Consider the following 21,914-nt stretch of genomic DNA (forward strand, 5'->3'; position numbering starts at 1 on the left):
TGGGTAGTTGAAACTGTCGGACGTGGTCGGTTCAGGAACACCTGAGGGGACGACCGCGACGAAGGGGCAGGCAGTTGAGCTACAAGGCCGAGTACATCTGGATCGATGGGACCGAACCGAGCGCGCGGTTGCGCTCGAAGACGAAGATCCTTGCCGATGGCGCCGAGCTGCCGGAGTGGGGCTTCGACGGGTCGAGCACCAACCAGGCACCGGGCGACAAGTCGGACTGTGTGCTCAAGCCGGTGTTCTCGTGCCCGGACCCGATCCGGGGTGGGGATCACAAGCTGGTGCTGTGCGAGGTGTACCTCGTTGACGGGTCTCCGCATCCGACCAACAACCGGGCCAAGCTGCTGCCGATCGCCGAGCAGTTCGCCGAGCAGGACTCGTGGTTCGGGATCGAGCAGGAGTACACGTTCTTCCAGGAGGGACGCCCGCTCGGCTTCCCGGCCGTCGGCTTCCCGGCACCGCAGGGTCCGTACTACTGCGGTGTCGGCGCCGACGAGGTCTTCGGGCGCGAGATCGTCGAGAAGCACCTGGACGCCTGCATCGACGCGGGCCTGAAGATCTCCGGGATCAACGCCGAGGTCATGCCGGGCCAGTGGGAGTTCCAGATCGGCCCGGCGGGTCCGGCCGAGGTCGCTGACCACCTGTGGGTGGCGCGCTGGCTGCTCTACCGCATCGCCGAGGAGTACGACGTCGCCGCGACGCTGGACGCGAAGCCGGCCAAGGGTGACTGGAACGGCGCCGGTGCGCACACCAACTTCTCGACCAAGGCGATGCGTGAGGGCTACGACGCGATCATCACCGCGTGCGAGTCGCTCGGTGCGCCGGGCAAGGTCGAGGAGCACATCGCCGGGTACGGCGACGGTATCGAGGAGCGCCTGACCGGCAACCACGAGACCGCTCCGCACGACGCGTACAGCTACGGCGTCTCCGACCGCGGCGCCTCGGTGCGCATCCCGTGGCAGGTCGAGGTCGACAAGAAGGGCTACATCGAGGACCGGCGCCCCAACGCCAACATCGACCCCTACAACGTCGCCCGCCTGATCATGAACACCTGCTGCGCCGCGCTGGAGAAGGCCGGCCAGGTCTAACGTTCCCTGAGGCGAAGGACCTCCGCGCGGGCATGGGTGACCCGCGCGGATTCGGTCCCGCGGGCGGTGGCGATCTCCCGGGCCAGGTCGTTGGTTGCCTCGAGCAAGTGCCTGGCCTTGGACCGGCTGTGCAGGTGTCGGCGGTACTTCTTGCGGTCCTTGCGGAGTCCGCTGACCGCGTCGAGGAGAGGTGGGTCGACGACACCCGCCTCGACCTCGGGGCCTAGCAACGCGCGGATCCACGAGCGTTCCTGGCGAGCGGCGCGACGCAGTACGGCGAAGAGGGCGATCAGCTCGATCACGGCGATCGCGAACGGCAGGACCGCAGCCAAGGAGCTGCCGCCGCTGATCCCGGCCATGTCGTCCCAGGCGAAGTGGAAGAGCATTGCCATCAGCATCGTCAGGACGCCGCGGACGCGGTTGCGCTCTCCGGGGGTGCGGCCGAGGAGCCACATCAGTCCGGCGCAGAAGATCGCACTGAACAACGCGTGCGAGACGATCCCGGCCGCGCCGCGGATCAGGAAGACCCGCAACGACGACCCGAACTGGTCGACACCGAACAATTGGGTCGCGCCGTTGTAGACGTACAGGATGTCTTCGAAGACCTGGAACCCGAGGCCGATGAAGGCGCCGATGATGAAACCGTCGTACGCGCTGCGCACCAGGCGCGGCGCGAGGCCGATGATCAGGACCAGGCCGAGCGCCTTGCCCCACTCCTCGTTGATCGGCGCCGTGAGCCCGGCACCCCAGTTGGCGGCGAACGACGTACCGCCGATCTTGGCCCAGATGGCCAGCAACGCGCCGTTGGCGGGCAGTGCGATCCAGAAGGTCGCGGCGACGCCGCCCCAGACGAAGCCGGTGGCGAGCAGACCGGCGGGCTGCGCGGTGAATCGGTTGTGGTGGGCAAGCAAGAGGAACCACGGGACGAGGTACAGGCCGAAGAGGATGACGCCTCCGGTGAGCGCCTGGGCGTAGAACGGTGCGCCGGCGCCGAAGTACCGGAGCATCGTCAGCAGACCGCCGCCGACGCCGAGCAGATAAACCCAGAACGCGAGATTGTGCGGTTGCAGGAACTTGTACGGCTGACCCCAGCCGGACTGCTCGATCGCCTCGAGCTGTGCGGCGGTCATCGGGTCGCCCCCGGCTTGATGCTGCGCAGCAGTGCGCCGACTTCGTCCTGGTATCGCTCGAGCTGACCGGCGGCGGTTCGGACCCTGACCAGCAAGGCCGGCGCGGCGTTGGCGTCGCCGGTGGCCATCTTGAACGCGATGTCGGTGCCGTCACCGGTGGGACCGGTTCGGCTCTCGACCACCCCGACCAGGCCGGAGTCGGTCGTGAGGGTGCCTCGACCAGCAGGCAACCTGGTTCGAACTGCCTTCCGACCGCTCGACCTGCTGGAGGAAGGCGGCTGCAGTGCCGTTGTACGTCGTACCGACCAGCTCGATGCGTGCACCGCCCGAGACGAGGAGCACCTGAAGCGTGAACGCGTTGGCTCCGGCGCCACCGACCAGCGTGCCGTTCTCGAGCTGCCATCCCACCGGCGGCACCGCGGTCGCGCCCGACCCCAGATCAAGCACCTGGCCGGCCCGGATCTCGTTGTGCCACGGGATGACCGCGTTCAAACCCTGCAGGCCGTAGATCAACAGGAGGGCCACGCCGAGCGCGATCAGTCCGGGCTTGAAGGTTCGCCGATCCAGCCCGAACCACCGGTGCTCGACCGGCACCCATCCAGGCAGCGACTGCTCCGACATCGAGGCTCCATTCGTCCGTACGGCGTCTGGGCGTAGCACCACCGTAAGGGTTCAGCGGCACGACGTGTCTGAGCGTCATCACGGTTCTCCTTCGGTTGTGAGGATTCGACTTTGGTCGGATGGCACGGGAGCGCGATGTCCCTAGCCTCCTGGGCATGAGGTTCTCTGGGGATGCGCCGCTTGAGCCGGTCGCCGCGATGTGGGTACGGCGGGCGGTCGTGCTGCTGTTCGTGAATCTGGTTGTGAGCGCCGCGTTCGCCGTACTGACGGTGGCGTTCGCTACCAGCGTCGTCGATTACCAACTGGCGGCGGGCAGCGCGAAGACGGCCGAGGAACTGCGGATCTCGCTGTGGATCCGGGCGGCGATGGTGCTGGTGATCGCGGCGTTCTACTGGTTCATCGCGCGTCGCATGCTCCGCGGCCGGCGCGGCGCCTATGTCCGGGTTCGGACCCTGTCGCTCGCCGGCCTCGTTGCCGTCAGCTACCTGTTGGCGACCGCCGCGTACCCGCTGTGGCTGCGTGGGGTGCAGGTGGTCCAGTGGCTGGTGCTGTTGGCCCTGGTCATCGTGACGAACCTCCGCCCGGTCCGGGCCGCGTTCCCGCGCCCGCCGAAGGCTCCGCGCGAGCCGGGCTCCGGCAAGGCCGCGTGGACGCTTGTCCTGCTCACGCCGCTGATCGCGGAGTTCGCCCTCGGGACAGTCTCGGTCCGGATGATCTGGCTGGTGCTCCTCTACATCCCGATCTACGGCGCCGGAACCCTGCTGATCCGCGAACTCGCCCGTCGCGCCGGAGGCGGCTGGCCCACGATCGCCGTACTGGGTCTCTGTTACGGCCTCCTCGAGGAAGGGCTCGCGCTGCAGAGTCTGACCAGTCCACACCTGTACGGCGCTGCCGAGTGGGGACCGCGGTGGCTCGGGATCAACACGACGTACACGGAACTCAATCTGCCGTACCACGTGGTCTTCAGTGTCATCGTCCCGATTGCCTTGGTGGAGCTGATCTTCCGCCGCAACGCTCGCCAGCCCTACCTGCGTCGTGGCGGCATGGTGCTCGCCGGATTCGTGACCGTCCTCGGCGCCGTCCTGCTCCGCCTGGCAGTGCCGTTGTCCGAGGACCCCGGCTACCAGATGTCGCTGGCCGCGATCCTGACCGTCCTCGCTCTGATCGTTGTGGCCGGCATCGTCGCGCTATGCGTCCTCCCGCGCCGCCGCTTCGCCGTACAAGCAGCTGCGCGCGTCCCGGCACCGGCGGTGGCCGGTCTAGTCGCCGGTACGGCGTCCCTCGCGTTCCTCGCCCTGTTGTTCCCGATCGGCGATGCCCGCCAACCGGCCTTTGCCCACGGCAACTGGGTGCTCATCCCGATGGTCGTCGCTGCCGTGATCGTGATCGCCGTCGCACGCCAACTGGCCCGCTGGAGTGCCTCCCCGGACTGGACCGAACGGCACCGCCTCATCGTCGTCGGGGCTGCCCTGATCGGTCACTCCCTCTTCGGCCTCATCACCCGCGCCAAGACTCTCCCCGACCAACTCCTGATGGCCGCCGCCATCGCCGCCACCGCACTCCTCATCGTCAGACTCGCCCGCCGCGACACCATCAAGCCCGCAGCCGTGCCTGACGCTCTTCCGGCGGACTGATGGATTTGCCGGATCAGCAACAAAGTGTGCCGATTCGGGCCGGACGACGGATGCTGGTGCTATGACGACAGCAGAAGAGCACTGGGACGCCCGGTACGCCGAAAGCACCCGGATCTGGAGCGGTAAGCCGAACGTGGCGCTGGTGGCTGAGGTGGCCGGGTTGGAGCCCGGGCGGGCGCTCGACCTCGGGTCGGGTGAAGGTGGCGACGCGATCTGGCTGGCTCAGCAGGGGTGGCAGGTGACGGCGGTCGACGTTTCGCCGATCGCGCTCGCACGCGGCGCGGAGCACGCCAAGGAGGCCGGTGTCGAAGACCGGATCGAGTGGCAGCACCACGAGCTCGGCAAGACGTTCCCCGCCGGAACCTTCGACCTGGTGTCGGCGCAGTTCCTGCACTCGACGATCGACCTGCCGCGCGAAGAGATCCTCCGGCAGGCCGCCGAGGCGGTCGCGGTCGGCGGCGTACTGCTGGTCGAAGGGCATCTCGAATTCCCGGACAAGTCTCGCCACGATGCCCACGCCGACGTGCACTTCCCGTCGCCCGCCGAGGTGGTCGCGGACCTCGGTCTCGACGACGGCCGTTGGGAGATCCTGACGAGTGCCGCGCACGACAGCGTCAAGGTGATCGACGGCAAGGAGCTCCATTACCAGGACGGCACCGTGAAAGCCCGCCGCCGCTAACTGCCTCTCCCAGAAAGCCTCTGGGGAGGATTCACCCCCCAAATCGGGCTGAAATCCTCCCCACACCGGCTCGACTCCGACACTGATCCTCCCCAAACCGGTTTGGGGAGGTGTACGGCTCAGGCGCCGCCGCGGTCGTCGATCGGCATGGGACCCGGTCGAACGGGGATCATCGCAGTCCTCCTGGGACGGTTGTGGAGCGTGTTCGACCTTTGTAGGGGCAACTCCTGGGGACCGGTCCCCAGCTGCACTGCAGGTTCCCTACGATGGAGGGATGGTTCCTGGGGATCTCGTCGCGGATCGCTACCGCCTAGAGGCCGAGCTCGGCCGAGGCGGCATGGGGAGTGTCTGGCGCGCCTTCGATCTGCACCTAGGTCGTGAGGTCGCCCTGAAGCGATCCGTGGGCGAGAGTTCGGGCCACATTCGCCGCGAGGCCCGCGTCGGAGCGGGGCTGATGCACCCCAACGTCGTCGCCGTGTTCGACTCCGTGACCGACAACGGCGCGCAGTGGCTCGTCACGGAGTACGTGCCTGCGCGGAGCCTGGATCAGATCATCGAGGCCGATGGTCCCCTCCCCGAGTCCCGCGTGCTCGGCATCGGTGCTCAGTTGGCGGCGGCGCTGGTCGCGATCCACAAACGCGGCATCGTCCATCGCGACCTCAAGCCGGCGAACGTGCTGATCGCCGACGACGACGTCGCGAAGCTGACCGACCTCGGCATCGCGCGCTGGACGGAGATCACCCAGAGCGGTGGCGCCCAGCTGACCGGCACGTTGGGTTACGTCGCACCGGAGGTCGCCAACGGTGCCGAGGCGACCGCGGCCTCCGACGTCTTCGCCCTCGGTGCCACCCTGTACGCCGCCGTCGAGGGCGGCTCGCCGTGGGGCAACGGTGCGGACGGTCCGTTCGCACAGATGCGCCGAGCCGCTGAAGGCGAACCACTACCTTACGAACGGGCTCGGCAGATCGCCCCGCTGCTGGACGCCTTGATGGCCCGCGAGGCCGCGAACCGTCCGACCGCCACGGAAGCCCTGGCGATGCTGCAAGGCAGCGAGGACGCCCGAGCCCGCGTCAAGAGAAAGCGCAGCCCGCGACGTACCAAGATCCTGTACGGCGTGGGCGCGCTGGCGGTCTGCACCGCCTTACTGGCTTGGTACCTGCCACACCGCTCGGACACGGAACCGCCCGCAGCACCGCAGAGCGCCCCAGACCTGACCAAGGCCGACCCGTGCGCGGCGATCTCGCTGGACGCCCTGCGTGAGTTCGGTACGCCGTTCGTTGATCCGGAGGTGCTGAACTTCGGTAGCTGCATCGCGACGACGACCCTTAAGGATCACGGGGGCAAGATCCAGAGCGTCCTCGACCTGATGGGCCCCGACCCGTCCCCGGATCGTCCGGTTACGCCCGGCCAGTTGGGCGCCATCGAGCGCCCTCCGCCGGGCGAGGGCGGCACCTGTCGGCGCAGCATCACCCTGCCCGACACCAATCGCATCGTCATCACGACCCATAACAACCAGGACGCCGACAAGGCGCCGATGTGTCTGGTCTCGGAGACCCTGCTGGGCGACACCTTGACCATGCTCGCCAAAGGGCCGCTCCCGGCGCGGAGCTGGGAGTTCCCGCCGCAGTCACTGGAGCATGTCGACGCGTGCACCCTGCTCGCCGGGCCGCAGATCAGCAAGGAGCTCGGCAAGGTACCCGCGGCGGAGAAGGACTTCGGCGGCTGGGGCTGCAGCTGGAACGGCGACGAGGATCACGGCATCAGCATTCGCTTCTCCCGCGAGTGGCCGATCGTCCCGGATCCGGACTGGGGCGGCACGGTCGTCAAGATCGGCAACCGGTCCGCTCGCCTGATCCCGGAGGAGGGGAACAAAGCGGCGTGCGAGGCCATGATCGTGCACCGCAACTACAAACCACGCGTCCCCATCCCGGACGTCACCGAGCCGAGCTACGACGAGGTGGTCGTCGTACGGCTCGACGATCCGACCTCGCCGACCGCGGCCGCGACCTGCCAGGCGACGCGGACGCTGGCCGAGTCCGTGGTGCGATCGCTGCCTGGTCCCGCATGACCCCGGATCCGGCGCGAGCGAAGTACAACCAGCTGCGGAGTCTGCGGCACGGGCCGGGGGAGCCGCAGCCGGGCACCCTCAGCGCACTGACGATCAGCGAGAACATCGTGCTGCCCCCGACCCCTGGCGCCGAGGCGAGCTTCGGGCGGAACCGTCTCGACGTCGACCTGTGTGTCGGCGAGGACGACCTCCGGATCAGCAGGGTGCACGGGGTCTTCACCTACCAGCACGGCTACTGGTGGCTGCGCAACGTCGGCCGGCTGCCGATCCGGGTGAACACCGTCCTGCTCCACACCGGTAGCGAACCGCTTCCGCTGGCTGTCGGCTACACCACGATCTTTCTGCGCGGCAATCGGCAGCGCGAACACCTCCTCGAGGTGCTGGTCTCCGATGGCGAGGACAGGGCATCGCAGCCACGACCGAGCCAGATGACCGTGCCGCCGAAGCGGTGGCGGCTGACTCCGGAAGAGCACGTCACGCTCACGGTCATGGGTCAGCGCTACCTGGCCTACGACCCGCATCCGATGCCGTTGACCAGGCAGCAAACCGCCGCCGAGCTCGCCGACCTGCGGCCCCGCGAGGCCTGGACCGCGAAACGGGTCGAGCACATCGTGTCGCGGCTGCGGCAGCGGCTGTCCGATGCTGGAGTCGCCGGCCTGCGCCGTGAGGAGGTCGGCGAACCGATCGGACTCACGCTCACCGTGAACCTGATCCGGGAGCTCATCCAGTCCACCACTCTGGTGCCGATGGACCTCGAATGGCTCGAACTCCCGCCCGACAGCTGACGAAGTTTGGCGGTGAGCCTGCTCATCGGGGATCGTACGGTCTGTGACCGCTCCCTTGCGCGTCGACTTGCTCGGCCCACTGGTCGTGCGGCGCGGTGAGACCTCGTACGAACCTGGGCCGCTGCGCCAGCAGGCGTTGTTCGCTGTGCTCGCGTTGCAGGCCAACCGGGTGTGCACGGCCGAGGAGCTGTTCGACGCGGTGTGGGCGGACAAACCACCGGCCAGTGGGCTGCGGGTGCTCCCGTCGTACATCTATCGGCTGCGCAAGGTCCTGCCGCTGAAGGGCCTCCTGGAGACGACGCGCGAGGGGTACATCCTGCGGCTGCCCGAGGAGGTGACCGATGTCGGCCGCTTCGATGCCGCGGTGCGGACCGCAGCGGCTCGGCAGAAGGCCGGCGATACGGCTGCTGCCGCTGCGAGCTATACCGAGGCACTCGAGCTCTTTCGCGGCGAGCCGCTGAGCGGGTTGCCGGGGCACTATCTGGCGGTGCATCGGCAGCGGCTGGTGGAGCGGCGTTACAAGGTGCTGAGCGACCGGATCGAGCTGGACCTGGCCGGTGGCCGGCACGCGGACATCACTCCGGAGCTGGTGGCCGTCGTGGCCGAGCGGCCGCTCGACGAGCGGCTCGCCGGCCAGCTGATGCTTGCCCTGTACGCCGGTGGCCGGCAGGCCGAGGCGCAAGCCGTCTACACGGCGACGCGGGACATCCTGGTCAATCAGCTCGGCGTCGAACCCGGTCCCGAACTGAGGGCAACGCACCAGCGGATCCTGCGCAACGACAGCACGGCATCGTCGACCAAGGATGAGCTGCCGTATCAGGACGCGGCCTTCGTCGGACGCGACCGGGAGCTGGCCGCGATCGTTGCTGCGCTCACACCGGCCGAGCGCAGTGCGCCGCCGGTTGTCGCAGTGGCCGGCATGGGTGGCGTCGGCAAGACAGCACTCGCGATCCGGGCCGCGCGAGAGGCCGCGGACGTGTACCCGGACGGATTGCTCTACCTGCAGCTGCACGGCCACACCCCTGGGCGCGAACCGCTGGCCACGCAAGCAGCCCTGGACCATCTGCTGACCAGCATCGGTGTGAACCGGGACCGGATCCCGCGAGACCTGGACAGCCAGGCCGCGCTGTGGCGGTCCGAAGTCGCCGGTCGACGGCTGCTGATCGTGCTGGACGACACCCCCAGCAGCCGGCTGATCCTTCCTTTGTTGCCCGGGGCATCTACTTGTGGCGTCCTGGTCACCAGCCGCCGGCAGCTGACCGGGCTCGACACCCCCGAACAGTTCTCGCTCGATGTCCTCGACCCATCGGACGCGGCGAGGCTCCTGGCCGACGTCATCGGTGCCGCCCGCGCCGCTGAGGTTCCGGAAGCGACCCGCGAGCTGCTGGAGCGCTGCGGACAGATGCCGCTGGCGATCCGGATCGCCGGCGCCCGGCTGCGACACCGCCCGACGTGGACGGTCGAACACCTCAACCAGCGGCTCCAGGCCCAGGACCGGCGCCTGGACGAACTCAGCATCGACGGTCGCGGCGTCCGCTCGACCTTCGCGATGTCGTACGAGCAGCTCAATCCCGAGCAGCAGAAGATGTTCCGCTTCCTCAGCCTGCTGCCGGGCCGCGACCTGGACCGGTACGGCGCGGGCGCGCTCGCGGGCGTGGATCCGCTGGACGCGGGACTTGTGCTGGAGGATCTGTTCGACGCCAACCTGCTTCTGCAACCGGCGGCCGATCGCTTCCAGTTCCATGACCTGCTGCGTCAGTACGCCACCGAGCTGAGTCAGCAGACCGATCCGGAGCCGGAGCGGCGTGCTGCCCTCGAGCGCCTGCTGGAGTACTACCTGCAGACGGCGGACCGGGCGAGTCTGCTGCTGACCAAAGCGCAGTTCATCCGGCTCGGCGACCGTCCGCGCATCGATGGGCCTGAGCTGGCGACCTCCAAAGAAGGTCTGCTCTGGGGCGACCGGGAGAGCGGCAACATCTTCGCCGCGCTGCAGCGGGTGGCGGACGGTTCGGCCGACGAGTGGAGCTGGCTGCTGGCCGGTGTGTTCGCACGGCACTTCCACGAACGCAACCAGGTCCATCAGCGCGACGCCCTGCTCGAACTCGGTCTGGCGGCGGCTCGCCGGCTCGGCCACCACCAGGCACAGGCGCGGCTCCTGTGGCGGATGGCCAACGTCATCAAGGTTCAGGAGGGACCGCTGCGCAGTATCGAACTGGTGCGTGAAGCGCTCGACCTGATGCCTGAGGACGGCGACGCCGTACTGCGGGTGGAGCTTCTCGACGGGCTCGCCCAGCTGCTGCGGCTCGTCGATCCGGGCGACGAGGCGATCGCGGCGCACACCGCAGCCCTTGAGCTGGCCGAGGCGATCGGGGACCAGCGGATGCTGACCTACGCGACGATGGAGCTCGCGATCACCCAGGGCGCCCGGCACGAACACAAGGAAGCGTTGGAGTCCTACCAGCGCGCGCTGACGATGGCGCGGACCCACGACGACCGTTCCCTGCAGCCACATCTGCTGAACGGCATCGCCGAGTCCTGCAACGGACTCGGTCGTCCGGAGGAAGCCATCGAGGCGGTCACCGAGTCGCAGCGGATCGCCGAGGAGATCGGGATGCGCTACAGCCAGATGGACTCGTTGTGCCAGCTCGGTGCCGCGTACTGCCTGCTGGGCGACTACGACCGGTCGATCGAGACCCTGCAGCGCTCGCTGAACATCTCCTTGGAGATCGCGGATGTGTACGGCATCGACGAGGCCCGCTTGCAGCTCGGCCGTACCTACCTCGCGGCCGGTCGGCTCGCCGAGAGCCGGTCGCACTTCGGTGCGGTGGTCGCCAGTGCTCAGGACAGTCACCGCGCCCGGATCGCGGCGCTCGGCCTCGACGGGCTGGCCGCCTGCGCCGAGGCCGAAGGCACGTACGACGAAGCTGCCGCCCTCCTCGACGAGGCCCTGGACAGGCTGGGCCCGATGACCCCGTTGCACGCGGCCGATCTCCGTCGCCGCCGTGCCGCGATCGACGGATCAGAGTAAGGACCGGCCCGGATCACCTGACGCGATCCGGGCCGGCCGTAGGCGTGGTTAGGGGTAACTGACCACGTTGACTGGGACTGTGCCTGGTGGGGTCACGGCTCCGGTGTCGTTGATGACGTGGGTGATGGTGCCCTGGTAGTTGAGGGACACCGTGCAGAGGCTGTGGAAGCGCACGTTGGCGTTGTTCGGTGCCTCGAAGGCGTTGTAGGCGCTGACCGAGGGGTTGACGTTGAAGAAGTTGTAGCTGCCCATTCCCCAGGCCTCGTGTGAGGTGACGTTGTCGCCGACCTTGTACGCCGCGTATCCGTTACGGCCACTCGGCCGGTTCCAGCTCGCCTGGTTCGGGACGTCGTACGGCATCTCGTTCTGGAAGAAGATCGTCTTGCCGCCTTGGCCGTTCCAGATCACCTGCGACTTCTGGTAGTGCTCGACGAACAGGCCGGTGGCGAGCACGTTGTTGCCGTTGACAAGCAATCCGGTGTCGGCGGTCGCTTGGGTCCAGCCCCAGGTGCCCGCGTTGCCGTGGTCGGCGCGCCAGGCCCAGATGTGGTCGATGATCGTGTTGTTGCTGTTGACAACCAGGCTGGTCGTGGCGTGACCGGCGATCGAGCCGCCGATCCGGAAGAACACGTCCTGGAGGGTCGTCGGGTTGGATGCGTGGCCGGCCGATGAGCCCGAGGGGCCGACGGTCAGCAGCGCCGCGGAGTTCGTCGTACCGGCGTCGAAGAGCAGGCCCTTGATCCGGACGCCGTCGACGTCGGCGACCTGCATCGCGTTGACTCCGTTGTCCGGGATCAGCGTCGGGTAGCCGATGCCCAGTACGACGGTGTTTGCCCTTGTCACGTTGAGCGTCTGGTTGAGGTGGTAGACGCCGGGCGTGAAGAACAGGTTGCAGCCCGCCGACAGTGCCGAGTTGATGGTCGACGCGGTGTCGCCGGCCTTCACGACGTAGAACTGGCTCATCGGAATCGACGTACCGGGGGTCGAGCCGTTCGCCCAGCTCGCGCCCGATGCGTTGGTACGCAGCGACGGCGTGAAGACGCGGTACTTACCCGCGCTGTCCAGGTAGAGGTATGGAACATCCCGCGAGACCGGCGTGGTCGCGAGAGTCGTCTCGGGCGGGTTCGGGAACGTGGTCGGCGGAGCCCCCGGCGTACCGGAGAAGACCATGTTCCAGACGCCACCGGCCCAGCTGCCGAGGTTGCTGTCCCGGGTGTACCACTGCTGCTGGGAGATGGACGCGGTCTCGCCGGACACCTTGGTGTCGGCGATGTAGCCGCCGCTGGCGAAGCCGTAGCTGGCCGGGTAGAGCTGCAGGTTGCCGCGGATGTCCATCCGGCGGAACGGCGCCGCCTGCGCGACCGCCCAGCGGTTGGAGCCGCCGATCGGGTTGACCGCCATGTTCTCGGCGGAGCGCCAGAAGTTCTGCAGGGCAACGCCTTGGTCGGACTCATTGAACGCGTCGACCGTGATGGCGCCGTTGATGACGACGTCGCCGGGGTTCTGGCCGAGGCCCGCGACCGACGTGTAGTAGCCGACATCGTCATGCACGCTGTAGGAGCCGGGCTTGAACAGATGCGCCACCCGGCGGTTCGCCATCTGCGCGGTCAGCGTGTCCTTCTGCGCATTGAAGTCCGCATCGAGCTGCGCCTGGATGGTCGCGGACGACATGCTCGGGTCGAAGATGCGCGTGTTCGGACCGAAGTTCGGTACGTCGGGCTGCGTCGTACAGCTGACCGGCGTACTGCCGATCGTGTACGTCGCACTGCCGACCGCCGAGTTCGTCGAACCGGCCTTGATTCCGATCGCGTTCACCGTCCGCGACGTCGGCACGCTGATCGGGCCGCCGTACAGGGTCGAGGATGCGGTCGGAGTGGAACCGTCAACGGTGTAACGGATTGTGGCGCCTGAGGTGGCCGTCGAGATGGTCACTGTCTGCGCGCTCGTGTAGTTGCCGCCCGCAGGGGAGAAGGTCGGCGTCTCGACAGCCGGCGTGGTCGTGCCGCCATGGGTGTAACTGAAGTGCGGGGTGTCGTACTGCGGCCCGCTCTTCTCGTAGGTGAACCAGTAGTCGACCACCGTTCCCGATGACAGACCGCTCACGGTCTTGCGCCAGGTCCCGCCGCTGAGGTCCATCCGGAGGTTCTGCTGGCCTTGGCCGGCGACCGTGTAATGCACGTCGACGTAGACCGCCGCCGTGGTCGGGGTGAAGGCGATCTGGGCCTGGGTCGCGTTCAGCGACGTGACCGACTGCGTGTAGTCGTCGGCCGCCGTTGCTACGCCACCCACCAGGAGGGTCGAGCAGACGGCCAGAACAAGTGCGACGATCGCCGCACGCCAATGAGTACGACTTCGTTCGATCACGGGGTACCACCTCCGGGCGGAACAGGGCGGGTAACTGCAGGGGGGTGAGAGCGCTCTCACATGAGCGGACAGTAAGCCGATACCCACGCTCGGGGGAAGAGCTCGGCCGCAGGCGGTTCTGCACGAGCCATTGACCTTATTTACCTACTGACTGTTTAGTAGGTGAAATTCTCCAGGGAGGCCCGCCCATGAAACCTCGCCGTCGTACCGCACTGTCCCTAGCGTTCGTGATCCTCGGAGCCCAGCTCGCTCTGCCCGCCAGTGGGGCCGCCGGTGATCGGTGGCCGTGCGTGCGCGCGCTGAGTGCCGGCATCCAAACTGTCGACATCTCCTTCGAGGGGAAGTCGTATCCGGTCCGGGTCGAGGTTCCGCCGACGGCCTCCGCGCGGAAACGCTTGCCGATGGTCCTGAACCTGCACTTCAGCAACGGGAACGCCGACCAGCAAGCGGCGTACACCGGGCTCGAGGCGGTGGGGGACCGGGAGGGCTTCATCACCGTCGAGCCCAACGCGAACATCCCCGCTGCTGACCCGAACCCGAACAAGATCTGGCTCTGGAACGTCCCCGGCGTACCGACGACCGCGGGCAGCTATCCGCCGCCGGACGCGCGCGACGACATCGCGTACCTCACCCGCGTCATCGACCAGCTGACTCAGTCCGGCTGTGTCGACCAGTCGAGGGTCTACATCACCGGCCACTCCGGTGGCGCACGGATGGCATCGGCGTACGCGTGTGCTCGTCCGGACAAGATCGCCGCCGTCGGTGCCAGCGCGGGTCTGCGCGCCGGCCGCCCGGCCCCACTGGACCCAATGGTTGCCGAACTGCAGAGCTGCCAGCCGGATCGCCCGGTGCCTGTGATCACCTTCCATGGCGATGCTGACACGACGAACCCGTACCAAGGCCGCCCCACCGATCTCCGCTGGGGCTACTCAACGCCGCTCGCCGTACAGGCTTGGGCACAACTCAATCGCTGTACGACGGGCCCACTCGTGACCGTCGTCTCCGCACACGTCAAGAAGCAGTCGTACGGCGGCTGTGCCGGCCAAGCCGAGGTGATCCTCTACAAGGTGGCCGGCGGCACTCATAGCTGGCCCGGCAGTCCGGCCGACGTCGGTGCGACCCATGAGATCGACGCCTCGACCTTGATGTGGCAGTTCTTCGTAGCCCACCCACGGGCCCATCGAGCAAACGGTTGATGAATTACTTTAGGAACTTACGTTTCTTAATCGGGTGAGCCGGGGAGACTGCGGGCAATCGCACTTGTCATATCTGGAGGAACCCCTATGAGATTCCGCCCCGTCTCATCCGTTCTGACCGCGGTCGCGCTGCTGGGGGCCGGTCTGCTGCCGGCCGTCGGAGCATCCGCCGTACAGGCTGCACCCAGTAATGAGCACAGTGAGCCGTCCGGCCTGACCGTTCGCGAGACCGCGGCCGCGGCGCCGGCGGCCGGCAAGCGGGTTGTCGGCTACTTCACCGAGTGGGGGGTCTACGACCGGAACTACCACGTCAAGAACATCAAGACGAGTGGTTCGGCCGCCAAGCTGACCAACATCGTCTACGCCTTCGGCAACACGACCAACGGCCGCTGCACGATGGGTGACAGCTATGCCGCCTACGACAAGGCGTACGACGCGGCGGGGTCGGTCGATGGGGTGGCCGATACCTGGGACGCCGGAGCGCTGCGCGGCAACTTCAACCAGCTGCGGAAGTTGAAGCGCGAGTTCCCGAACATCAAGGTCGTCTGGTCCTTCGGCGGCTGGACGTGGTCCGGCGGCTTCACCCAGGCCGCTCAGAACCCGACGGCCTTCGCCGACTCCTGCTACAGCTTGGTCAAGGACCCGCGCTGGGCTGATGTCTTCGACGGTATCGACGTCGACTGGGAGTACCCGAACGCCTGTGGCCTGTCCTGTGACACCAGTGGCCCCAACGCGTTCAACAACGTGATCACCGCGCTGCGGAACCGCTTCGGCTCGTCGGCCCTCGTCACCGCCGCCATCACCGCGGACGGCACCAACGGCGGCAAGATCGACGCCACCAACTATGCGGCAGCCGCGAGCAAGCTCGACTGGCTGATGCCGATGACGTACGACTACTTCGGTGCGTTCAACGCGCAGGGCCCGACCGCGCCGCACTCACCGCTCACGTCGTACAGCGGAATCCCGACCGCCGGCTTCTACAGCGACGCCGCGATCCAGAAGCTGAAGAGCAAGGGCATCCCGGCCTCCAAGCTGCTGCTCGGTATCGGCTTCTACGGCCGCGGCTGGACCGGCGTCACCCAGGCCGCTCCCGGCGGCAGCGCGACCGGCGCCGCACCCGGCAAGTACGAGGCAGGGATCGAGGACTACAAGCTGATCTCGACGCGCTGCCCGTCCAACGGCACCGTCGGCGGTACGGCGTACGCGTTCTGCAACGGACAGTGGTGGGGCTACGACACCCCCGCCACCATCCGCAGCAAGATGACCTACGCCAACGGCCAGGGCCTCGGTGGCGCGTTCTTCTGGGAGCTCTCCGGAGACACCAGCAACGGCGCCCTGATCACCGCGGTCAAGACGATCGGCTGACGCCGTACCAGCAGCGCCCGGGGAACTCCCCGAGCGCTGTTTTGGCTACCCGGGGCGCCGGATACAACCCGGGGGTGTGCACACCCCGCGGGGACCGTGAACACGCTATGCCTTGTCCACAGCCCCCGTTTCCTGTCCACACCCCTTGCTGGTGGGCATGGTACGACGATCGCGGTTGATGCATGGACCGGGGTACTGGATGAACTGTCACGGGGGACCGGTGGATCGTCTGCCGGCGTGAGCGAAAGGAACCACCACCATGCTTTTCCTTCTGTGGATCATCGCCGCCATCCTGGTCATCTCCGGGATCGTCTCGATCGTGCGCGGCGGACTGATGTGGGGAATCATCCTGATCGTGGTCGGCCTGCTCGTCGGTCCCGGCGGAGTCAGTATCTTCAACTGATCCGCGGCACGCCCGCGGATACCTGGGGAGCGATCTGGGGAGCATTCACCCCCCGAACCGGTCGTGGATCCTCCCCAGACGAGCTCGGGCCCGGACAGGAACCCTCCCCAAACCGGTTTGGGGAGGGTTTGTTCGCCGCATCGCGCGTGCTGCTAGGACTTGCGGGCAGCGCGGAAGAGCAGTGCACCCACGGCCGTCGCCACCCCGGCCGCGGTCGCGGTGAGCAGGTCGCGGTGGCGGGACGACCAGAACTCGAAGCTACGGCTGGTGGCCTTGTCGTCGAAGGCGCCGTGCGCGCCGAAGTCGCGGTCGGCGTCGGCCGGCTTCCAGAGGTTCTCGGCGTCGGGCTTCGTGAGTTCGCTGGTCTGCTGGGATTCGTAACCGGTCCGAGCCAGGTAGCGATCGAGCAACCCCGGCACGAACTTGTCGGCGATCAGCGTGCCCAGTGTCGGCCCGCCGATCCAGTACTCGCGACGCTGCGGATGATCCGCCGCGAAGACGACCGCGTCGGCGGCGACCTCGGGCTGGAAGATCGGCGGGACGGGTTGCGGATGCTCGGGCAGCCGGGACAGCACCCAGGAGAACTGCGGTGTGTTCACGGCCGGCATCTGAACCATCGTGACGTGCACATTCGCCTTGTCGTGCAGGAGTTCCGACCGTAGCGAGTCGTGGAACCCCTGGATCGCGTGCTTCGCCCCGCAGTACGCCGATTGCAGTGGGATCCCGCGGTAGGCCAGTGCCGATCCGACCTGGACGATGGTGCCGCGATCGCGTGGCTTCATGCGATCGAGCGCGGCGCGGGTCGCGTACACGTAGCCGAGGTAGGACACCTCGGTGACGCGCTTGAACTCGCTCGGCTCGATCTCGGTGAACGGCGCGAAGACGCTGGTGAAGGCGACGTTGACCCAGACGTCGATCGGCCCCAACTCTGCCTCGACCCGGGCCGCGGCCGCCTCCACCTCGTCGTACTCGGCCACATCGACGGCGATCGGCAACGCCGTACCGCCGGCTGCTTCGACATCACGCGCCGCGGCGCGCAACCCTTCCGCACCCCGCGCGAGCAGCGCGACCTTCGCCCCCCGCCGGGCGAACGCGATCGCGCTCGCCCGGCCGATTCCGGCGCTGGCACCGGTGACTACGACAACCTGGGTCACAGCTCTCCTTCGCTCTCGACCTTCTTCTTCAACTCGTCCTTGGGCAGCCCCGACGTCCCGGAGATGTCCGCGTTCGACGCCTGCTGCTGGAGCTGGTCGCGCGTCATGTCGCCGGGCTGCTCGCCGAGGTGCTGCGCGCGGCTGGCGGCGAAGGCCTCGGCCAGTTCGGTACGGCGCTGGTCGGACAGGTTGCTGCGCATGCCGGGCAGGACCTTGGTCTCTTCTTCCTCGACGTGATGCGTGATCGCGTCGACGAGGTTCTGCAGCACCTTGTCGAAGTCCGCCGACTTCGGATCGGTGTCGGCGAGCTTGGCCAGCAGTTTGTCGGCCTCGATGTGCTCCTGCTGGCTGTGCGAAACCTCTTCCTTCTCGCCGGCCTCCGCGGCCGCGACCGGGTAGACCTCGGCCTCTTCGGCGCGGCTGTGCGCGGTCAGTAGCGTGGTGAGCACCGGCAGCAGCGTCGGACGCTTCTCCGGGTTCTCCTTGAGCTCGTCGAACAGGCGCTCGACCTCTCGGTGGTCCTGCATGATCAGGTCGACTACGTCCGCGGTCATGATGCTCCTTCGTGCGTAATGGTTCGGTGCTCTCCGGTACCCAGGCGAAACCAACGTGTACGGCGGCCCGCGCGGGGGCACGGGAAGGCCATGCGACTGACGGAGACGGCCGATGTCTGGTGGAAGAACGCAGTGATCTACTGCCTCGATGTCGAGACCTTCTTCGACACGAACGGCGACGGTTCGGGTGATCTGCGCGGCGTCGGTCAGCGCATCGACTATCTGGCCGATCTGGGCGTGACGTGCCTGTGGCTGATGCCGTTCTATCCGACGCCCGATCGAGACGACGGCTACGACATCACCGACTTCTACGGCGTCGACCCGCGGCTCGGCACGCACGGCGATCTGGTCGAGCTGCTCACGCTGGCCCAGGATCGCGGGATCCGGGTGATCGCGGACCTGGTCGTCAACCACACGTCGAACGCGCATCCGTGGTTCCAGAGCGCGCGCTCGTCGCCGGATTCGCCGTACCGGGGGTGGTATGTCTGGCGGGACGAGCCGCCGGCGAACCAGCACGAGGGCATCGTGTTCCCGGATCAGGAGACGAGCCTGTGGGAGTACGACAAGCAGGCGGGGCAGTACTACCTGCACCAGTTCTACAAGCATCAGCCGGATCTCGACATCGCGAACGCCGAGGTGCGCGAGGAGATCCAGCGCGTGATCGGCTTCTGGGCCGAGCTCGGTCTGTCCGGGTTCCGGGTGGACGCCGTACCGTTCCTGCTGGACACGTCCGGTGCGGTCGACGCGGGCAACCTGCCGGATCCGCACGGCTATCTGCGCGATCTGCGGGCGTTCCTGGAGCGGCGGCGCAGCCAGTCGATGCTGCTCGGCGAGGTCAACCTGAAGTATCCCGACGTACGGCGCTTCTTCGGTGACGAGGACGGCGACGAACTCACGATGTGCTTCGACTTCATCGGGATGCAGGCGCTCTACCTGTCGTTGGCGCGCAACGACCCGGCCTCGTTGGTGAAGGCGTTGCGTGAGCGTCCGATGGCCGCGAAGCAGGGCCAATGGGGCACGTTCGTGCGCAATCACGACGAGCTGACCCTGGACAAACTGTCCGACGCCGAACGGCAAGAGGTGTTCGACGCCTTCGGCCCCGATCAAGGGATGCAGCTGTACGGCCGCGGTCTGCGCCGGCGGCTGCCACCGATGCTGGACAACAACCAGGCGCGGATCAAGATGGTCTACAGCCTGCTGTTCTCGATGCCTGGGACGCCGGTGCTCTTCTACGGCGAGGAGATCGGGATGGGGGAGAACCTCGCGATCGAGGGCCGTCGCGCTGTTCGCACGCCCATGCAATGGACCGACGGTCCCAATGGCGGTTTCTCCACGGCCGATCCGTCGCAGCTCGCCGCGCCGGTTACCGAGGGGGAGTTCGGCCCGGCGAACGTCAACGTGGCCGCCCAGCGCCGGGACCCGAATTCGCTGCTCAACTGGATCAAGCTGCTGGTACGGCGGTATCGCGAGTGCCCGGAGTTGTCGTGGGGCGAATGCACGATTCTCGACCATAACTCGTCGACCGTCTTCGCGCATCGATCGGCGTACGAGGACGGCGTGATTGTTGCCGTGCACAACTTTGCCGATGAGTTCGCGCAGGTCAAGCTCGACGTTGCGGACGTCGGCGCGGACCTCCGTGCGGTCGATCTGCTCCGGGCAGGGACGACCGACGTCGCCGCGGACGGCACGTTGTCCCTGGATCTGGAGCCGCACGGAGTCCGTTGGCTGCGCGTCGTCGGACCGGACGACCGCTACATCATCTGAGGGCGCGGCCCTCGGCCAGCAAGGCGAGGCGCTGCAACGTCTCGGCGTTGCGCAGATGCAGGATCGGGTCGGCGATCTGGGCCGGGATGAGCATCGCCGGCCCCTTCGTCATCTGCTCACGCATGACGAGGTGGCACACGCCGTCCTTCTCGGTCGCCTCGAACTCGACTGCCCCTTCACCCGTCGGCCAGGCCCGCACCTTCAGTTCGAGCAGCCGCAGCGGTTCGTACCGGGTCACGGTCGTGGCGTCGTTGATCAGCAGCGGCCAGGCTCCGACCGAGTGGTGAATGCTGTGCCCGGGCTCCGGCCAGCCCGGCTCGACGTCCCGGATCCGGGACGCTCCGACCACCCACGCGGCATAACTCCACCCGTCGGTCAGTACGGCGAACACGTCCTCGACGGACGCGTTGATCAGGCGCTCGGTTTCACTCATGCGGGTCCAGTACCCGCGGTTCAATCCTTCCGAGCGTGGAACAGCGCGGCGCGGGCGGCATTGGAACCGCAGGCTCCGTGCACGCCACCGCCGGGATGCGCGGACGCGGACGCGAGATACAGCGACTTGATCGCCGTTTCGGCACGGCCCAGGCCTGGCATCGGCCGGAGAAACAGTTCCTGGCGTAGACCCGACGTACCGCCGTTGACGGCGCCACCGACCAGGTTGGCGTTGCGGCGCTCGAGCTCACGCGGGCTGAGGATCCGGCGCGCGGTGATCCGCTCGGCGAACCCTGGCGCGAACTGCTCGACCCGAGCCTCGATCCGGGCAGCCATCGCCTCGGCCTCGGAGTCATCCCACTGCCCGGTCAAGGCGCCGCCGGCGTCACCGCGTGTCTGTTGCGGAACGTGTGTGTAGGCCCAGGCGGACTCCGTGCCGGCCGGAGATCGGGTGGCATCGGCGGTCGTCATCTGGCCCATCAGCAGGAACGGCCGATCGGGGATGTACCCGGCGGCGAGCTGCCCGGACCATCGCCGTAGATCCGCGACCGAGTCCGCGAGATGCGCCGTACCGGGTGCCAGTGCGGGCTGGTCCCGCCACGGAATCGGTGAGCTCAACGCCCAGTCGACCTTGATCGTGCCGGGATCCCACCGGAACGCCCGCAACCGCTGATGCACATGCTTCGGCAACTGGTCGCGCGGAATGAGGTCCCGATACAGCGCGGGTGCCGACACATCCGCGAGCACCGCCCGCGCGGCGCCGTACTCGGTCCCGTCCGTTGTCCGTACGCCGATGGCCCGGCCACCGCGAATGAGGATCCGGTCAACGCGAGCCTGGCAGACGACTTGGCCGCCGTGCGCGACGAACCGTTTGACCAGTGCCTGCGAGAACTCACCAGCGCCACCACGCGGCACCGGATACCCGTACTGCTGCGCGATCATCACCAGCAGCCACCCCATCAGCCCCGATCCCGGCGCCGTCGGAGCGATATCCGCATGCTGCGAATTAGTTGCCATCAGCATCTTCGCGGCCGCACCCGTGAACCGCCGGTCGCCGACCCACTGGGTCGGTCCGAGCAGCAGTTCCAGCCGCTTCAAACCCCGCGGCCCCAAGAGGTGTCGCAGTACGCCGATCCCTGCGCGCACCGGCGGAAACGGGCTGAGCAACGCATCGATCACAGCCGGCCCCACACGCTCCCAATCGCCGTACAGGTCAAGCCAAGCCTGCCCATCACCGGCCTGCAGCGTGTCCAGCGCGGCAGCCGTGTCAGCCGGGTCGGGATGCACCAGCGCCCAGCCCCCACCCGAGACCGGATTCCCCACCGGCGAGGGCGCGTTGGACCACTCAAGCCCATACTCGCCAAGGTTCAGGTTCCTGATCGTCGGCGAGACCGCAGCCAACGGATAGAACGAACTGAACGTGTCATGCACGAACGCCGGGTCAACCTCGCTCGAACTCCGCACCCCACCGCCCACCGCGTCGTTCGCCTCGAGCAGGACAACGTCCCACCCGGCATCGACCAGCAGGTTGGCCGCCACCAGCCCGTTCGGACCCGCACCGACCACGACAGCATCACTCACACCCTGTCGGTGCCCACTCCCAAACAGGTCAGGGCCGGGTCCAAGCCAACGATTGATTGTTC

The 21,914-nt window shown here is 67.6% G+C and carries 18 protein-coding genes; 10 read left to right on the top strand and 8 right to left on the bottom strand.

Features of this window, described 5'->3' with window-relative positions:
• Window positions 1-74 precede the first annotated feature (74 nt).
• Window positions 75-1,094 (top strand): glutamine synthetase GlnII, encoded by a 1,020-nt coding sequence (glnII, locus tag ACFVWG_RS25925; RefSeq protein WP_391545995.1) that lies wholly within the window; start codon window positions 75-77, stop codon window positions 1,092-1,094.
• Here glnII and ACFVWG_RS25930 read toward each other — a convergent pair.
• Genes ACFVWG_RS25930 through ACFVWG_RS25940 form a run of 3 tightly spaced genes read right to left on the bottom strand, consistent with a single transcriptional unit; the run spans window position 1,091 to window position 2,845 of the window.
• Window positions 1,091-2,224: a PrsW family intramembrane metalloprotease gene (locus tag ACFVWG_RS25930; protein WP_391545996.1), complete on the bottom strand. Its 1,134-nt coding sequence runs from the start codon at window positions 2,222-2,224 to the stop codon at window positions 1,091-1,093. The two genes, glnII and ACFVWG_RS25930, sit on opposite strands and share 4 nt — an antisense overlap.
• Window positions 2,221-2,406: a hypothetical protein gene (locus tag ACFVWG_RS25935; RefSeq protein WP_391545997.1), complete on the bottom strand. Its 186-nt coding sequence runs from the start codon at window positions 2,404-2,406 to the stop codon at window positions 2,221-2,223. Before ACFVWG_RS25935 ends, ACFVWG_RS25930 begins: the two co-directional genes overlap by 4 nt.
• Window positions 2,375-2,845, bottom strand: a complete 471-nt coding sequence (locus ACFVWG_RS25940) for a hypothetical protein (protein WP_391545998.1) — start codon at window positions 2,843-2,845, stop codon at window positions 2,375-2,377. Before ACFVWG_RS25940 ends, ACFVWG_RS25935 begins: the two co-directional genes overlap by 32 nt.
• A gap of 155 nt (window positions 2,846-3,000) precedes the next feature.
• Here ACFVWG_RS25940 and ACFVWG_RS25945 point away from each other — a divergent pair, with 155 nt between their 5' ends.
• The 5 genes from ACFVWG_RS25945 (at window position 3,001) to ACFVWG_RS25965 (ending at window position 11,039) form a co-directional block, all read left to right on the top strand.
• Window positions 3,001-4,479, top strand: coding sequence for a hypothetical protein (locus tag ACFVWG_RS25945; protein ID WP_391545999.1), 1,479 nt, complete (start codon window positions 3,001-3,003; stop codon window positions 4,477-4,479).
• 61 nt (window positions 4,480-4,540) lie between these two features.
• On the top strand, window positions 4,541-5,158 hold the full coding sequence (locus tag ACFVWG_RS25950) for an SAM-dependent methyltransferase (protein WP_391546000.1): 618 nt from the start codon (window positions 4,541-4,543) through the stop codon (window positions 5,156-5,158).
• Between the two features lie 274 nt (window positions 5,159-5,432).
• A complete protein-coding gene (locus tag ACFVWG_RS25955) occupies window positions 5,433-7,226 on the top strand; it encodes a protein kinase (protein WP_391546001.1) in 1,794 nt (597 codons plus the stop codon).
• Complete coding sequence (locus tag ACFVWG_RS25960; protein WP_391546002.1) at window positions 7,223-8,011, top strand: hypothetical protein; 789 nt, start codon at window positions 7,223-7,225, stop codon at window positions 8,009-8,011. The genes ACFVWG_RS25955 and ACFVWG_RS25960 overlap by 4 nt, the downstream gene beginning before the upstream one ends.
• 43 nt (window positions 8,012-8,054) lie before the next feature.
• Complete coding sequence (locus ACFVWG_RS25965) at window positions 8,055-11,039, top strand: BTAD domain-containing putative transcriptional regulator (protein ID WP_391546003.1); 2,985 nt, start codon at window positions 8,055-8,057, stop codon at window positions 11,037-11,039.
• 48 nt (window positions 11,040-11,087) lie between these two features.
• Here ACFVWG_RS25965 and ACFVWG_RS25970 read toward each other — a convergent pair whose 3' ends face one another.
• Window positions 11,088-13,403 (bottom strand): chitobiase/beta-hexosaminidase C-terminal domain-containing protein, encoded by a 2,316-nt coding sequence (locus ACFVWG_RS25970; RefSeq protein ID WP_391546004.1) that lies wholly within the window; start codon window positions 13,401-13,403, stop codon window positions 11,088-11,090.
• 188 nt (window positions 13,404-13,591) lie between these two features.
• Here ACFVWG_RS25970 and ACFVWG_RS25975 point away from each other — a divergent pair, with 188 nt between their 5' ends.
• From ACFVWG_RS25975 to ACFVWG_RS25985, 3 genes are all read left to right on the top strand, one after another.
• On the top strand, window positions 13,592-14,599 hold the full coding sequence (locus ACFVWG_RS25975) for an alpha/beta hydrolase family esterase (RefSeq protein WP_391546005.1): 1,008 nt from the start codon (window positions 13,592-13,594) through the stop codon (window positions 14,597-14,599).
• Between the two features lie 87 nt (window positions 14,600-14,686).
• Entirely contained in the window at window positions 14,687-15,964 is a 1,278-nt protein-coding gene (locus tag ACFVWG_RS25980) for a glycoside hydrolase family 18 protein (RefSeq protein ID WP_391546006.1), read from the top strand.
• Between the two features lie 259 nt (window positions 15,965-16,223).
• Entirely contained in the window at window positions 16,224-16,367 is a 144-nt protein-coding gene (locus ACFVWG_RS25985) for a GPGG-motif small membrane protein (RefSeq protein WP_391546007.1), read from the top strand.
• A gap of 152 nt (window positions 16,368-16,519) precedes the next feature.
• Here the strand turns inward: ACFVWG_RS25985 and ACFVWG_RS25990 are convergent, their stop codons facing one another.
• Complete coding sequence (locus ACFVWG_RS25990; RefSeq protein WP_391546008.1) at window positions 16,520-17,521, bottom strand: SDR family oxidoreductase; 1,002 nt, start codon at window positions 17,519-17,521, stop codon at window positions 16,520-16,522.
• The gene (locus ACFVWG_RS25995; protein WP_391546009.1) at window positions 17,518-18,075 is read right to left on the bottom strand and encodes a hemerythrin domain-containing protein; all 558 of its coding nucleotides are present in this window, start codon (window positions 18,073-18,075) and stop codon (window positions 17,518-17,520) included. Before ACFVWG_RS25995 ends, ACFVWG_RS25990 begins: the two co-directional genes overlap by 4 nt.
• A gap of 90 nt (window positions 18,076-18,165) precedes the next feature.
• Between ACFVWG_RS25995 and ACFVWG_RS26000 the strand changes: the two genes are divergently transcribed.
• Complete coding sequence (locus tag ACFVWG_RS26000; protein ID WP_391546010.1) at window positions 18,166-19,839, top strand: alpha-amylase family protein; 1,674 nt, start codon at window positions 18,166-18,168, stop codon at window positions 19,837-19,839.
• Here ACFVWG_RS26000 and ACFVWG_RS26005 read toward each other — a convergent pair.
• Both ACFVWG_RS26005 and ACFVWG_RS26010 read right to left on the bottom strand, forming a co-directional pair.
• On the bottom strand, window positions 19,832-20,272 hold the full coding sequence (locus tag ACFVWG_RS26005; RefSeq protein ID WP_391546011.1) for an SRPBCC family protein: 441 nt from the start codon (window positions 20,270-20,272) through the stop codon (window positions 19,832-19,834). The two genes, ACFVWG_RS26000 and ACFVWG_RS26005, sit on opposite strands and share 8 nt — an antisense overlap.
• 20 nt (window positions 20,273-20,292) lie before the next feature.
• The gene (locus ACFVWG_RS26010) at window positions 20,293-21,852 is read right to left on the bottom strand and encodes a phytoene desaturase family protein (RefSeq protein WP_391546012.1); all 1,560 of its coding nucleotides are present in this window, start codon (window positions 21,850-21,852) and stop codon (window positions 20,293-20,295) included.
• Between the last annotated feature and the right edge of the window lie 62 nt (window positions 21,853-21,914).

It is taken from the genome of Kribbella sp. NPDC058245, from assembly GCF_042882005.1.
Classification (GTDB): Bacteria; Actinomycetota; Actinomycetes; order Propionibacteriales; family Kribbellaceae; genus Kribbella.

Excerpts from the sequence above, each read along its gene's own strand:
- ACFVWG_RS25930 (WP_391545996.1), bottom strand. The coding sequence starts at position 2,224 with ATGACCGCCGCACAGCTCGAGGCGATCGAGCAGTCCGGCTGGGGTCAG.
- ACFVWG_RS25940 (WP_391545998.1), bottom strand. The coding sequence starts at position 2,845 with ATGTCGGAGCAGTCGCTGCCTGGATGGGTGCCGGTCGAGCACCGGTGG.
- ACFVWG_RS25945 (WP_391545999.1), top strand. The coding sequence starts at position 3,001 with ATGAGGTTCTCTGGGGATGCGCCGCTTGAGCCGGTCGCCGCGATGTGG.
- ACFVWG_RS25950 (WP_391546000.1), top strand. The coding sequence starts at position 4,541 with ATGACGACAGCAGAAGAGCACTGGGACGCCCGGTACGCCGAAAGCACC.
- ACFVWG_RS25955 (WP_391546001.1), top strand. The coding sequence starts at position 5,433 with ATGGTTCCTGGGGATCTCGTCGCGGATCGCTACCGCCTAGAGGCCGAG.
- ACFVWG_RS25960 (WP_391546002.1), top strand. The coding sequence starts at position 7,223 with ATGACCCCGGATCCGGCGCGAGCGAAGTACAACCAGCTGCGGAGTCTG.
- ACFVWG_RS25975 (WP_391546005.1), top strand. The coding sequence starts at position 13,592 with ATGAAACCTCGCCGTCGTACCGCACTGTCCCTAGCGTTCGTGATCCTC.
- ACFVWG_RS25980 (WP_391546006.1), top strand. The coding sequence starts at position 14,687 with ATGAGATTCCGCCCCGTCTCATCCGTTCTGACCGCGGTCGCGCTGCTG.
- ACFVWG_RS25985 (WP_391546007.1), top strand. The coding sequence starts at position 16,224 with ATGCTTTTCCTTCTGTGGATCATCGCCGCCATCCTGGTCATCTCCGGG.
- ACFVWG_RS25995 (WP_391546009.1), bottom strand. The coding sequence starts at position 18,075 with ATGACCGCGGACGTAGTCGACCTGATCATGCAGGACCACCGAGAGGTC.
- ACFVWG_RS26000 (WP_391546010.1), top strand. The coding sequence starts at position 18,166 with ATGCGACTGACGGAGACGGCCGATGTCTGGTGGAAGAACGCAGTGATC.
- ACFVWG_RS26005 (WP_391546011.1), bottom strand. The coding sequence starts at position 20,272 with ATGAGTGAAACCGAGCGCCTGATCAACGCGTCCGTCGAGGACGTGTTC.